Origin of the sequence: Roseovarius salincola, from assembly GCF_026891095.1 — a bacterium.
Classification (GTDB): domain Bacteria; phylum Pseudomonadota; class Alphaproteobacteria; order Rhodobacterales; family Rhodobacteraceae; genus Roseovarius; species Roseovarius salincola.
Genome location: NZ_JAPTNL010000020.1, coordinates 14,808 through 28,148, shown reverse-complemented (window position 1 = coordinate 28,148; position 13,341 = coordinate 14,808). Strand labels below are relative to the sequence as shown.

At 62.5% G+C, this 13,341-nt stretch carries 13 protein-coding genes; 12 read left to right on the top strand and 1 reads right to left on the bottom strand.

All coding sequences use genetic code 11. The annotated features are described in order from the left end of the window. Nucleotides 1-103 precede the first annotated feature (103 nt). From N5A93_RS16940 to N5A93_RS16915, 6 genes are all read left to right on the top strand, one after another. Complete coding sequence (locus tag N5A93_RS16940; RefSeq protein ID WP_268956281.1) at nt 104-1,648, top strand: ABC transporter substrate-binding protein; 1,545 nt, start codon at nt 104-106, stop codon at nt 1,646-1,648. 91 nt (nt 1,649-1,739) lie between these two features. Continuing rightward, nucleotides 1,740-2,705 carry an ABC transporter permease gene (locus N5A93_RS16935; protein WP_268956280.1) on the top strand — a complete coding sequence of 322 codons (966 nt, stop codon included), beginning with the start codon at nt 1,740-1,742 and terminating at the stop codon, nt 2,703-2,705. Nucleotides 2,706-2,717: 12 nt separating this feature from the next. Further along, complete coding sequence (locus tag N5A93_RS16930; RefSeq protein WP_268956279.1) at nt 2,718-3,557, top strand: ABC transporter permease; 840 nt, start codon at nt 2,718-2,720, stop codon at nt 3,555-3,557. A gap of 2 nt (nt 3,558-3,559) precedes the next feature. Further along, complete coding sequence (locus tag N5A93_RS16925; RefSeq protein WP_268956278.1) at nt 3,560-5,170, top strand: ABC transporter ATP-binding protein; 1,611 nt, start codon at nt 3,560-3,562, stop codon at nt 5,168-5,170. Then, complete coding sequence (locus N5A93_RS16920) at nt 5,167-6,546, top strand: amidase family protein (RefSeq protein ID WP_268956277.1); 1,380 nt, start codon at nt 5,167-5,169, stop codon at nt 6,544-6,546. The genes N5A93_RS16925 and N5A93_RS16920 overlap by 4 nt, the downstream gene beginning before the upstream one ends. A 212-nt stretch (nt 6,547-6,758) precedes the next feature. After that, the gene (locus N5A93_RS16915; RefSeq protein ID WP_268956276.1) at nt 6,759-9,275 is read left to right on the top strand and encodes a cation:proton antiporter; all 2,517 of its coding nucleotides are present in this window, start codon (nt 6,759-6,761) and stop codon (nt 9,273-9,275) included. Here the strand turns inward: N5A93_RS16915 and N5A93_RS16910 are convergent. Beyond that, nucleotides 9,265-10,062 carry a DeoR/GlpR family DNA-binding transcription regulator gene (locus N5A93_RS16910; protein WP_268956275.1) on the bottom strand — a complete coding sequence of 266 codons (798 nt, stop codon included), beginning with the start codon at nt 10,060-10,062 and terminating at the stop codon, nt 9,265-9,267. The genes N5A93_RS16915 and N5A93_RS16910 overlap by 11 nt on opposite strands. 191 nt (nt 10,063-10,253) lie before the next feature. Between N5A93_RS16910 and N5A93_RS16905 the strand changes: the two genes are divergently transcribed. The 6 genes from N5A93_RS16905 (at nt 10,254) to N5A93_RS16885 (ending at nt 13,312) form a co-directional block, all read left to right on the top strand. Further along, complete coding sequence (locus N5A93_RS16905) at nt 10,254-10,541, top strand: PhnD/SsuA/transferrin family substrate-binding protein (RefSeq protein ID WP_328407137.1); 288 nt, start codon at nt 10,254-10,256, stop codon at nt 10,539-10,541. 93 nt (nt 10,542-10,634) lie between these two features. Further along, complete coding sequence (locus N5A93_RS19525; RefSeq protein ID WP_328407134.1) at nt 10,635-10,880, top strand: ABC transporter permease family protein; 246 nt, start codon at nt 10,635-10,637, stop codon at nt 10,878-10,880. Between the two features lie 66 nt (nt 10,881-10,946). Next, nucleotides 10,947-11,111 (top strand): hypothetical protein, encoded by a 165-nt coding sequence (locus N5A93_RS19520; protein WP_328407131.1) that lies wholly within the window; start codon nt 10,947-10,949, stop codon nt 11,109-11,111. Nucleotides 11,112-11,400: 289 nt separating this feature from the next. After that, entirely contained in the window at nt 11,401-11,805 is a 405-nt protein-coding gene (locus N5A93_RS16895) for an HAD family hydrolase (protein ID WP_268956274.1), read from the top strand. 143 nt (nt 11,806-11,948) lie between these two features. Further along, nucleotides 11,949-12,107, top strand: a complete 159-nt coding sequence (locus tag N5A93_RS16890; protein WP_268956273.1) for a hypothetical protein — start codon at nt 11,949-11,951, stop codon at nt 12,105-12,107. 194 nt (nt 12,108-12,301) lie between these two features. Continuing rightward, on the top strand, nt 12,302-13,312 hold the full coding sequence (locus N5A93_RS16885; RefSeq protein WP_268956272.1) for a TAXI family TRAP transporter solute-binding subunit: 1,011 nt from the start codon (nt 12,302-12,304) through the stop codon (nt 13,310-13,312). Nucleotides 13,313-13,341: the final 29 nt, after the last annotated feature.

Below are 13,341 nucleotides of genomic sequence, written 5' to 3'. Positions count from 1 at the left end.
TCACCGGCAAGGCGCGATACAAGATCATGGCGGGGTCTGCCCGGCTCGCGGTTAGTCGCGAGTCTGGCCGTGGCCCTCGCGATTGCCAACAGGGAGCCACTTGATGAAGAATATTTTTACCGCGTCACTCCTGTCAGTAGGGCTGGTGATGCCCGCCTTTGCACAGGATGCGGGCGGCCGCCTCGATATCGTCGTTCAGCCCGAACCGCCCAGCCTGATGCTGGGCCTCGTGCAGAACGGGCCGACCCAGCTGGTGGCAGGCGACATCTATGAAAGCCTGCTGCGCTACGATACCGACCTGAATCCGCAGCCCTCGCTGGCCAAATCGTGGGAAGTGTCGGACGATGCTTTGACCTACACCTTCAAGCTGCATGAAGGCGTTACATGGCATGACGGCGAGTCCTTCACCGCCGAGGACGTGGTTTTTTCGGTCGACAAGTTCCTGCGCGAGAAGCACGCACGCCTGCGGGTCAGTCTCGAACATGTGGAATCGATCACCGCACCTGACGATCACACCGTCGTCTTCAAGCTGAAGAACCCCTTCGGCCCCTTCATCGGCGTGTTCGAGGCCGGCACGATGCCGATGGTTCCCAAACATATCTATGAGGGCACCGATTACGCCGACAACCCCGCCAACAACACCCCGATCGGGACTGGCCCGTTCAAGTTCGAGGCCTGGGAAAAGGGCAACTACATCCATCTCGTCAAGAACGAGGATTACTACCTCGATGGAAAGCCTTACCTGGACGAGGTCTATTACCGGGTGATCCCGGACGCCGCCTCGCGCGCCGTCGCCTTCGAGAATGGCGAAGTCGATGTCCTGCCCGGCGGGTCGGTCGAGAACTGGGACGTAAAACGCCTGACCGAAATGGATAATGTCTGCTCCACGGGCAAAGGTTGGGAGTATTTCGCGCCCCACGCGATGGCGTGGATGAACAACCGCGAAGGCCCGACCTCGAACAAGCTTTTCCGCAAGGCGGTCATGTATGCGATGGATCGGGACTTCGTGAAGGATGTGATCTGGAACGGCTTTGGCACGGTCGCCACAAGCCCGGTCTCGTCAAAGACGAATTTCTACACCGATGACACCATCATGTATGACACCGACCCCGAAAAGGCCAAGGAGCTGCTGGCCGAGATGGGCTATGATGGCACGCCCGTGCGCATCCTGCCCCTGCCCTACGGCGAAACCTGGCAACGCTGGGCCGAGGCGATGAAGCAGAACCTTGAAGAGGTCGGCATCAATGTCGAGGTGGTCGCGACCGATGTCGCCGGCTGGAACCAGAAACAGGCCGAATGGGATTTCGACATCGCCTTTACCTATCTCTACCAGTATGGCGACCCGGCACTCGGCGTGGCGCGCAGCTATCTTTCGTCCAATATCGCCAAAGGCAGCCCGTGGAACAACGTCGCGGGCTATGACAATCCCGATATGGACGAGATGTTTGCCGAAGCCGCCGTCGCCCCGAACAGCGAGGCCCGTCAGGACATCTATACTGAGATCCAGCAGCAACTGGTGGACGACGTGCCGGTTGCCTGGCTTCTGGAGATCGAGTTCCCGACGATCTACCGCTGCGAGGTCAAGGATCTCGTGACAACCGCTATCGGTGTGAATGACGGTCTGCGCGACGCGTGGATCGAACAATAAGACACAGCGAAACACGGGACCCGGCGGGGCATGTCCTCCGCCGGGTGTACCGGGCTTTTCCTGACATCTTCAAACCGGCCGGGGCCAGATCATGACCATTGCCGTTGCGATCCTTGCGCGCGCCGCGAAAGCGGCGATCACGCTGTTGTTGATCGTCATCCTCAATTTCTTTCTGATCCATGCCGCACCCGGCGACCCGGCTATGGTGATGGCCGGCGAAGCGGGCGCGGCGGATGAACAGTTCCTCCAGCAGCTTCGCGAACAGTTCGGTCTGGATCAGCCGCTCTATGTGCAATTCTGGCATTACGTCTCGGGTGTGCTGCAACTGGATCTTGGCTATTCCTATCGTCAGCAGATGCCGGTTCTCGACCTGATCCTCGACCGTTTGCCCGCGACGCTGCTGCTGACGCTGACCGCCTTTGGCATGTCGCTGCTTCTGGGCATCATCTTTGGTCTGGCCGCTGCCGCGCGGCAAGGCAAGTGGAGCGACACCGCGATCACCTCGATGGCGTTGCTGTTCTACGCAACGCCCCTATTCTGGGTGGCACTGATGGCTGTGGTATTGTTCTCGGTTTATCTGGGTTGGTTCCCGGCTTTCGGCTATGGAACCGTGGGCGCGGGGTTGAACGGCTTCGATCTGCTGCTTGACCGGCTTCGACACCTGTTCCTGCCCGCGCTGACGCTGGGTCTGTTCTTCATGGCGGTCTATCTGCGCATGACGCGCTCGTCGGTGCTTGAAGTCAGCCAGATGGATTTCGTCAAGACGGCCCGCTCCAAGGGGCTGGCCGAAGGCACGATCCGGCGCCGCCACATCCTGCGCAACGCGCTGTTGCCCGTGGTGACACTCGCGGGCCTCCAGGCAGGACAACTGGTGGGCGGCGCGGTGCTGACCGAAACTGTCTTTGCCTGGCCGGGGATCGGGCGGCTCATGTTCGAAAGCCTGACGGCGCGCGATTACAACACGCTTCTTGGTGTGTTCCTCGTGTCCGCCGCGATGGTCATAGTCTTCAACATCATCACCGATATCGCCTATCGGCTGATAGACCCGCGGATATGAGGAGGCAGACCGATGATTGATTTCCTCAAACGTTTTTCACGCAACCGCGGCGGGCTGATCGGCCTGATCATCTTGTTGACGGTCGTTCTGCTCGCGATCTTCGCGCCGCTGATCTACCCCGACAGCCCATGGAAAATGGTGCAGCGCCCGTTCCTGCCGCCATTCACGATGGACGGTTTCCCGCTTGGCACAGACACGCTGGGGCGCGATGTGGCTGCGGGGCTCGTGCATGGTGCGCGCGTGTCGCTGATCGTCGGGCTGGTCTCTACGATGGTCGCGCTACTGATCGGGGTGCCTCTCGGTGCTTTCGCGGGCTTTTACGGCGGGCTTGTGGATGATGGCGCGATGCGCTTCACCGAGTTTTTCCAGACCATTCCCAATTTCGCGCTGGCCATCGTGCTGGTGGCGATTATGGAACCGACCCTGCCCACCATTACCCTCGCCATCGCCATTGTCAGCTGGCCGCCCGTCGCCCGCCTCGTGCGCGCAGAGGTGCTGTCGCTGCGCAAACGCGAGTTCGTCGATGCGGCGCGGCTTACCGGGCTGTCGAACACGCGTATCCTGTTTGGCCATATCCTGCCCAATGCGATGTCACCGATCATCGTCATGGCGTCTCTGATGGTGGCAACGGCGATCCTGCTGGAAAGCTCGCTTTCGTTCCTGGGGCTCGGTGATCCCAATATCATGAGCTGGGGATACATGATCGGCGCCGCGCGCACCGTGATCCGCAGCGCCTGGTGGCTGAGTTTCATTCCCGGTGTAGCTATCCTTTTGACGGTGCTGGCGCTGAACCTGATCGGCGAGGGCCTCAATGACGCGCTGAACCCGCGTCTGGCCAGAAAGGGGCGCTGAGCATGAAACCTGTTCTTTCCATTCGCGATCTGGCGATTTCGTTGCCACCGGGGGCTGACCGCGCCTATGCCGTGCAAAACGTGACCTTTGATCTGAACGCGGCTGAGATCCTCTGCGTGGTAGGTGAATCCGGCTCGGGCAAGTCGATGACAGCCAATGCTCTTATGGGGCTGCTTCCCGACCAGGTCGAGGTGACGTGCGGCGAGGCCGAATTCGAGGGGCGCGACATCATGGCCCTGCCCGATGCCGAACGCCGCAAGCTGCGCGGCGACCGGATCGGCATGATCTTCCAGGAGCCGATGACCGCGCTGAACCCCCTGATGCGGATCGGCGACCAGATCGCCGAAGTCTTCGAAGCACATAACCGCCACACGCCGACCGAGCGGCGCGAAAAGTCGCTGGCCCTTATCGGCGAAGTGGGCCTGCCCGATCCAGACAAGATCATCCGCGCCTATCCCTTCCAGCTCTCGGGCGGGCAGCGTCAGCGCGCGATGATCGCCATGGCGCTGGCGCTCGATCCCGCGATCCTGATCGCAGATGAGCCGACAACCGCCCTGGACGTGACCACGCAGGCGCAGATCCTCGACCTGATCAAGACGATCCAGCAGCGCCATGGCATGGCCGTGATGTTCATCACCCATGACTTCGGCGTTGTAGCGGAGATCGCAGACCGGGTGATCGTCATGCGCTATGGCGAAATCGTGGAACAGGGAAGCAGCAACGAGGTGTTGGAAGCGCCACAGCACGACTATACCAAGGCCCTGCTTCAGGCGATCCCGACGGATCATGTGCCCACCCCCGAGCCGGTCACCGCCCCGCCTGTCCTGGAGGTGCGCAATCTGCGCAAGACATTCGTCACATCGGGCGGTTTCTTCAGACCCAAGCGCAGCGTGACTGCGATCGACGGGGTCTCTTTCACCATTGCGCGGGGCGAGGTTCTGGGGATCGTCGGGGAATCCGGCTCCGGGAAATCCACCGTCGGGCGCGCCATCGTCCGGCTTGTCGAAGCCGATAGCGGCGAGGTGATCCTTGACGGTGAGGACATGAACTTGCTCAGCGCCGATCAGTTGCGCAGCGCGCGCCGCCGCGTCCAGATGATCTTTCAGGATCCCTATGCGTCGCTCAATCCGCGCAAGAAGATCCTCCACGCGCTCTCGGAAGGACCAATCGTGCAGGGCGTGCCGCGCGAAAAGGCCCATGCCCGCGCCCGTGAGTTGCTCGAGATCGTCGAGCTCGACGCGGGCGCGGCGGATCGCTATCCGCACGAATTCTCAGGTGGCCAGCGCCAGCGCATCGGCATCGCACGCGCACTTGCGATGGACCCCGACCTGATCATCGCCGACGAGGCGGTATCGGCGCTTGATGTGTCGATCCAGGCGCAGGTACTGGCGCTTCTGCGCGATCTTCAGGAACGCCTTCACCTGTCACTGATGTTCATCACCCACGACATGCGCGTCGCCGCCCAGCTGTGCGACCGCGTGGCGGTGATGCAGCACGGCAAGCTGGTCGAGATCGGGCCGGTGCAGGATGTGTTCCTGTCGCCGCAGGCTGAATATACCCGCAACCTGCTGGCTGCCGTGCCCGGTACCGATTGGCGAAAGGGCGCCGCATGAGCGACCTTTGGGCTTTGACGGCCACCGAGATGGCCACCCTGGTTCGCAAGCGCGACATTTCCGCCCGCGAGATCATCGAAAGCACGCTTTCCCGGATCGACCAAGCCAATCCCGGTTGCAACGCCATTGTCGCGCGCTGCGATGACGAGGCCCTGGCCTGCGCCGATGCGATCGACCGGGCGCTTTCACTTGGGCTCGACCCCGGCCCGATGGCCGGAGTGCCGGTGACGATCAAGGTCAACACCGACCAGAAAGGGTTTGCCACCACCAACGGTTTGCGTATCCAGCGCAATCTGATCGCTCAGGAGGACAGCCCCGTGGTGTCCAACTTGCGCAAGGCAGGTGCGGTGATTGTCGGGCGCACCAACACGCCCGCCTTTTCGCTACGCTGGTTCACCCGCAACACGCTGCATGGCCACACTACCAATCCCCGCGTGCCCGGGATCACGCCCGGCGGGTCCTCGGGCGGCGCCAGCGCCGCTGTCGCCGCGGGTATGGGGCCAGTCGCCCATGGCACGGATATCGCCGGATCGATACGTTACCCCGCCTATGCCTGCGGCATCCACGGGCTACGCCCCTCGCTGGGCCGTGTGCCCGCCTTTAATGCCACTGGACCTGATCGCCATATCGGCGCGCAGCTGATGGCGGTGTCCGGGCCACTGGCCCGCTCGATCGCCGATCTGCGCCTGTCGCTGGAGGCGATGGCACAACCCGACCTGCGTGACCCCTGGTTCATGCATGCGCCGATGCATGGCCCCACCCTGCCTCGGCGCGCCGCACTTTGCCTTGCGCCCGACGGTATGAACGTGGCCGAGCCCGTCAAGGACGCCCTTCGCGCCGCCGCAACGCGGCTTTCGCTTACCGGCTGGGAGGTTGTCGAATGCGACACGCCCCCCTTGCGCGAAGCGATGGAACTTCAGCTGATCATGTGGCTGTCGGAAATGCGCCGCGGCGCCGGGCAGGCAGTGCGCGACGAGGCAGATCAGGATGCAGAACTGATCTATGAATATCTTCAGGCGATCACACCCGATGCCGAAATCAATATGCTCATGGACACGTTGCAGTCGCGTTCCCGCCTGATAAGGGCATGGCGTGATTTTCTGTCCAAGTATCCCGTGATGCTGTGCCCGGTCTCGGGTGAATTGCCCTTCGCCGATCTGCGCGATGTCGCGAGCCAGGCGGACTTCGAGGCGATCATCGCCGCTCAGATGCCGCAGATCGGCCTGCCCTTTCTCGGCCTGCCGGGCCTTACCGTGACCAATGGCGCCGCCATGGGCCTGCCGGTGGGCGTGCAGCTTGTCGCCAACCAGTTCCGCGAGGATCTGCTGCTTGATGCGGGCGAGTTGATCGGTGAAACCGTGCCCACGACCGCCTGACCCGACGCGTTGAAGCCCGCCCACGGTATATAGCCCCTCGCACCACTTGCGCGCTTTCACCCTCTTTCCGGATCGGCATTTTCGCTCAGAACATGATCCGATACCGGCCAAGATGCTCAGGTTGTGATCGGCCCGACCACGCTTTACGCCACTAACCGTGTTCCCCCCTGCTTGCCGTTCTCTTTTCCCGTCTTTTCGCTTATTCCGGTTCCATGGACATTGTACTGATCCTCACAATACTCGCGGCGCTTTTTGTTGTCATCGGTATGGCCGAGCCGCTGGCCGCACGCTTGCGCGTGCCTTTCGGAGTGATCCTTGCGGTCATCGGAATCCTGATCGGCGTGTCCGCGATCTTCTTCCTGCGCACGGATCTTACCGACGCGCTCGACCCGGTCGCCGAAGCGATCATGCAGTTGCCGATCCGGTCGAACGTGTTCATCTATGTTTTTCTGCCGACGCTCCTTTTCCAAGTGACACTTGGAATGAACCTGCGGCGGATGCTGGACGACTGGGTGCCAATCATCGTGCTTGCGGTGGTCGCGGTGATCGTGGCAACGCTGAGCGTCGGATACGCACTGCATTGGGTCAGCGCACTGCCCTTGGCTGCATGTCTTCTGATCGGGGCGATCGTGTCGACAACCGATCCCTCCGCCGTGGTGGGCATCTTCCGTTCGATATCGGCACCGCGTCGACTTGCACGAATCATCGAAGGCGAAAGCCTGCTCAACGATGCGGCTGCCATCGCGCTGTTCGGCCTGTTTATGGGCTTTGTGATGCTGGGCGTTCCCGATCCGGCACTCGGGGACACCTTCACGCGCTTCCCGGTCCTGATCGCGGGCGGTGCGCTAGTCGGCTGGTTCATGGCGCGTATCGCGGTGTGGCTCATGTCGATGTTCTCGGAGTACGAACTGGCGCAGATCTCGATTTCGGTCGCGCTGCCCTATCTTGCCTTCATCGGCGCCGAACAGAGCATCGGCGCCTCGGGTGTGATCGCGGTGGTCGTGGCGGGCATGACGTTGAACCTCACCGCGCCGGGGCGTCTGCCGCCGCAGACCTGGGCCAATATGCGCGAGGTCTGGGGCCTTCTGGCGCATTGGGCGGGGGCCTTGATCTTTATTCTGGCCGCGCTGCTCATTCCGCGCCTTCTAGAGGGTGTCCGGGCTGACGATTTCCTGCTGATCGGTGTAGTCATTCTGGCCGCCATCGCTGCGCGCGCAGTCATACTGTTCGGGCTTCTGCCGATGCTGACCATGCTGCGCCTTTCGCCCATGGTCGAGCGCAGCTACCGCACCGCGATCCTCTGGGGCGGCTTGCGCGGCGCGGTCACGCTTGCACTGGCACTGGCGGTCACCGAAAGCTTCCGTGTCCCGCTCGAAATCAAACGCGTCGTGGGCATCCTTGCCACGGGTTTCACATTGTTCACCCTGATTGTGCAGGGCACGACGCTGCGTTGGCTGATCGGGCGTCTTCGGCTGGATCAACTGTCGCCGCTCGACAAGGCGCTGTCGCGCCAGGTCATCGCCGTAGCCCTTCAGACGGTTCGCGAGGATGTCGCCAAGACCACCGAGAATTATGAACTGAACCACGATATCGTGCGCGCCGAAGCGGTGCGTTTCGGCGAGCGGCTGGAAGGGGCCGTGAAAACCGCCGAGGATAATCCCGATGTTGCTGACCGCGATCGCATCACCCTCGGTCTGATCGCACTGGCGGGAGCCGAGCGCGACACGATTCTGGCGCGGGTGCGTGAGCGAACGCTTTCGGCGCGGCTGGCCGAACAGGTGCTCTCGGATGCCGGGCGTCTGATTGAATCCGCGCGTTCGGCTGGGCGCAGCGGCTATCAGCAGGCGGCGCGCCGTGTGGTCAGCTTCGGGCGCGGCTTTCGCTGGGCGGTATTCCTTCATAACCGGCTTGGCATCTCATTTCCGCTTGCCCGCTTGATGGCCGACCGCTTCGAGCTTCTGCTCTCGCAGCGCCTGATCCTGCGGGACCTTGGCGGGTTCATCGACAGCCGTATCCGGCGAATTCACGGTCGGCGCGTGGCGGAACTGCTCAACGAGTTGCTGGCGCGCCGGGTCGAGATGGTCGAGACCGCGCTCGAGGGGTTGAGGCTGCAATATCCGGGTTATGCCGAAGATCTTGAACGCCGTTTCATTCGCCGCACCGCCTTGCGCCTGGAAGAACGCGAATACGCGGCGATCCGCGAAGACGGGCTGATCGGGTCCGAACTTTATACCGCACTCATGCATGACATCGCCCGTCGCCGCGCCGCCGCCGAGGACCGTCCGCCGCTGGATCTGGCATTGCAGCGTGTCGAGCTCGTCAAGCGCTTTCCGCTCTTCAAGGATCTTGATGCGCCGGTGCGAAAACGCCTCGTGCGCGCTCTCAGGACGCGCTATGTAAACGCTGGCGACTATATACTGCACAAGGACAGCCCGTCGCGACGGGTCTTCTTCATCGCCTCGGGCGCAGTGGAATTGCAGGCAGCCGGTCAGACATGGCGGCTAGGACGCGGCGAGATGTTCGGCCAGATTGGGGTTCTCATGCAAAAGCCGCGCCGCACCGAAGCGCGCGCGATCGTTCCATCAACGCTTCTGGTGCTGGATGAGACCCGGTTCCGCCGTTTGCTGAAGCGCAGTCCGATTCTGCGCGAAACCGTCCGCAAGAGCGCCGAGAAACGCGGGATCACTCTTGATCAGAGCCTCTCGGAGACCTCCGATTTCAACCGCTAGCGCAGGATGAGGCGATGCGCAAAAGACAGCCCGCGGCCGCCATTGCCCCGGCCAGGTCCTGGGCCGGTGCACCGCCGCTGATCACTGTCATGTCCGGTCCGAACACGGCGATCAGGTCGGAGTCGGTGCGTCCGAACTTGTGGCTGTCGGCCATGACAACCAGATGTTCGCTTTGCGCCAGCATCGCCCGCTTGATCCCGGCGAAACCCGGCACCGCCTCGCTGAAGCCGCGCTCGCTGATCCCCGACATCCCGACAAATGCGTAAGTGGCGTGAAAACGGCGCAGGAAATCGATGGTCTCCGGCCCCACGACCGCGGCCTCGGCGGCCATGAAATCGCCCGGACACAACCGAACATGCGCGGCACGACTCTGGCCAAGAACGATGGCCACATTCACGCTGTTTGTGATCACGTTCACAGGGGTCTCTGAGAACGCCAATGTGCGTGCGAACTGGAGCGTGGTCGATCCCGCGTCGATCATAACCAGATCGTCTGGTCGCACCATACTGGCAGCAAGCCGTCCGACCCGTTCGCGTTCGCTCAAATGCGAACGGTTCCGGGTCTCCACCTGCGGGCGCATGCCCGGCGTTGTGGCGGTCACGCCGCCAAAATCGCGGCTCACCTGCCCTGCCCCTTCCAGCGCGGTCACGTCACGGCGAATCGTCTCGCTGGTGACGCCGAAGCGCTCGGCCAGATCACTGGTCCGCAGGTGCGGCGTGAGCCGCAACTCCAGCAGGATGCGCTCGCGGCGGGCAGTCTTGTTCAGCTTGTGGTCCGGGTTGATCATCACACTCTCCGGCGCGCAGTCTGGCACGGTTTTATGACAACTCCATTTCATGGTGCAGCTGTAATGCCTGAAATGTTGAAAGCTCCACACTCTAAGTCCTGTCGATCGGCAGAACCGGGGCATCAGGAGGAGCAAGCTGTGACACCGACAACATTGATCCTCGGCATGGCCAGCAAGGCGCAGGTTCAGGAATGCGAGCGCGGCGCTCGGACCGCCTTCATTTCGCCGGTTTCCCGACCGGGCCTACACCATTCGCGGTGAACCTGGCAGACGCTGTGCCTTTTGCTATCATGGGATCGGACGAGAGCGCGTTCGGCTACACATTGAAGGTCCACACGCGCGAGGATTCGAGTATTAACGCGATGGAGGATATTACCAACAAGCGTATCGCGCATACCTCGCCCAATCATCGCCAACCCCGTGTTGTGTTGGGCGGTACGGCTGGGCATTGCAATCCGTGTGGTCTCGGCGAACTATGAGCTGCCCATTGACTGGGAGCGCGTCAGCCAGAGTCTGGCCCGCGCCGCACGCATCTTTAGCGGCGCTTTTCCCCGAGTTCCGCGCGCGGCGGCGTGCTGATCGACGGGCTACATATTTCTGTCGATCCCCATAGCCATCATGGCCGCCGGCAATGTATCGCCCAGCAACCGATCTTCCTGCCGGGCCACGCGGTTATCATCCTCGCGTACAACCTTCACCCGGCGATCGTGGCGATCATCTTCGTCAAGGCGGTGGGTTTCGGTCCGCTGGCCGCGGGGCTGACACTGATTGTCTATTCCATCGGCTTCGTCGCCAAGATGCTTGCCGAACGCATCTAAGGGGTCGATTTCGGTCAGGTCGGTCAGGCCGAGGCGATGCGCGCGGCGGGCGCGCCGTAACTTTCGATGCTGTTCTACCCCGTCTTCCCGCAAATCCAGCCACGCCAGATCCGCCTCTCGATCTGTCGGCTGGACAGCAATCTGCTCGTCTCGGCGATGATTGGCGGCGTCGGTGCGGGCGGGATCGGCATCATCCTGCAAAGCGTGATCGGCACGTTCAACTGGTCCTAGGCCGTCATGGTCCTGATGTGCATCCACGGTCTGTTGATCATGTAAGAGGTTGCCGAGGCATAGCTGCGCAAGCGGCGGATCCCGCAATGCTGATCACCGCGCATGACTGACCTTCTTCGGCCTTCGCCGCATATCATGCGATCCGTGCGCGGCTTCCTGCGCCGGGTTCTCCCGGTGCCGCGATGCACCCCCGACTTGGGGCCGTGGCCGAGCCGTTCGGCCTGATCTTGCTTGACTCCTACGGCGCTCTCAATGGTGGGGAGCACCGGTGTCGGGCGCGGTGGCGCACATGGTCGCCCTGCGTGCGGCCGGTGAACGGCTTTGCCTCGTAACGAATTCGGCCAGCTATCCCAAGCGGCTTATGAGGGAAGGTCACGCGCGACTTGGTTTCGACTTCGCGCTGCACAAGGTCGCCTCGAGCCGCGAAGCCCTGCTTGCCCATCTGTCAGGCGATACATATCACTGGGGCGCGATGCTTTCGCCAGATCATGGCGTCGAGGATATTGGAGGGCTGACCCTGCGCTTCCTTGGCGACGATCCCACCGATTATGCTGCAGTGGACGGGTTTCTGATGATCGGCTCGGCGGGTTGGAATTCCATGCGTCAGGCTCTGCTAGAGGCTGCACTGCTGCACGATCTCCGATCAGTGCTGGTCGGCAATCCAGACCTGGTGGCACCTCGAGAGGCCGGGTGATCGCTGGAATCCGGTCATCTCGCGCACCGCCTGGCCGACACCACCGGTTACGCGCCACGAGTCTTCTGTAAACCCTTCCCCGAGATAGTCGACATTGCACTATCGCGCCTCGTCTCGCCGCCCGATCCGGCACGCGGGTTCCGATGGCCGGCGACACGTTGCAGAGCGATGTTCCGGGGGCGCCGGAGCTTGGGTTCAGAACCGCGCGGGTTCTGGGATACGGCATGCTCAAGTGGATGGATTGCGCAAGGGCATGCACCGTCTCCGGCATCTATCCCGACTTCATCCCGGAGCACACATGACCGTTTTGTACCGTGCTCGCTCCAGGGTGAAGCTAGAGCAGGCACTACCCCCGCGGATGGCGCGCGGCGTCGGCTCTTACTTGCGGTTGCGGCGCCCCTGCGCTTGTCATAACGTCGCTCATGCTCGCCCGTTGCCAGGCAGGTCAATCGCCACCAGGAGCAAGGTGAGCAAACATATGCACAGGGAGACACTCATGCAATTCATTCGCAGCGCACGCAACCTCATCGTCGGGGCCGTGCTCGTTACCGGACTGGCGGCATCCGCGACCGCGCAGGACCTCAAGTTCTTCACGATCGGCACGGGTGGCACGGCCTATACCTATTACCCGGTCGGCGGCGTGATCGCGAACGCCATTTCCAAACCGCCCGGATCGCGCCCCTGCGAAGAAGGCGGAAGCTGCGGCGTCGACGGGCTGATCGCTTCGGCTGTCTCTTCGCGCGGTTCCGTGGACAACGTCAACGCAATTGTCTCTGGCCTGCGCAATTCCGGCTTTGCACAGTCGGATGTCGCCTATTGGGCTTATACGGGTACCGGCACGATGGACGGCCAACCGCCCGCCGAGAACCTGCGCACCATCGCCGCCCTGTTCGAAGAGCACATTCACCTTGTCGCGCTCGCAGATAGCGGCATCGATTCCGTCGCGGAGCTGGCGGGCAAGCGCGTCTCGCTCGACGAGCCGGGCTCGGGCACCTATGTCGATGCCGGTCTGATCCTCGAAGCCAATGGCCTGTCGGTCGATGACGTGACGGCCGAGGCGCTCAAGGGCAACGCCGCCTCCGAGGCGCTGCGCAACGGCAAGATCGACGCCTTCTTCGTGGTCGCCGGCTATCCCACCGGCTCGCTGGTGGAATTGGCCTCGGCCGAAGACATCAAACTGGTGCCGATCTCGGGCGAAGGTGCCGACAAGCTGACCAGCGAATTCGGCTTCTTTGCGCAAAGCGAGATTCCCGAAGGCACCTATGAAGGCGTCGCCGCCACCGAAACGGTCGCCGTGGGCGCACAGTGGTTCACTTCGGCCGAAGAGGATCCCGAGCTGATCTACGAGATCACCAAGGCGCTCTGGAACGACAAATCGCGCAAGCTGCTGGATGTCGGCCATGCAAAGGGCAAGACGATCACGGCGGAAACCGCACTCAAAGGTATTGGCGTGCCGCTGCATGAAGGCGCCAAGCGCTTTTACGAGGAGGCCGGGCTGATCAAGTGATCACGCGCCCTGCCGTATCCGGCCCGGCT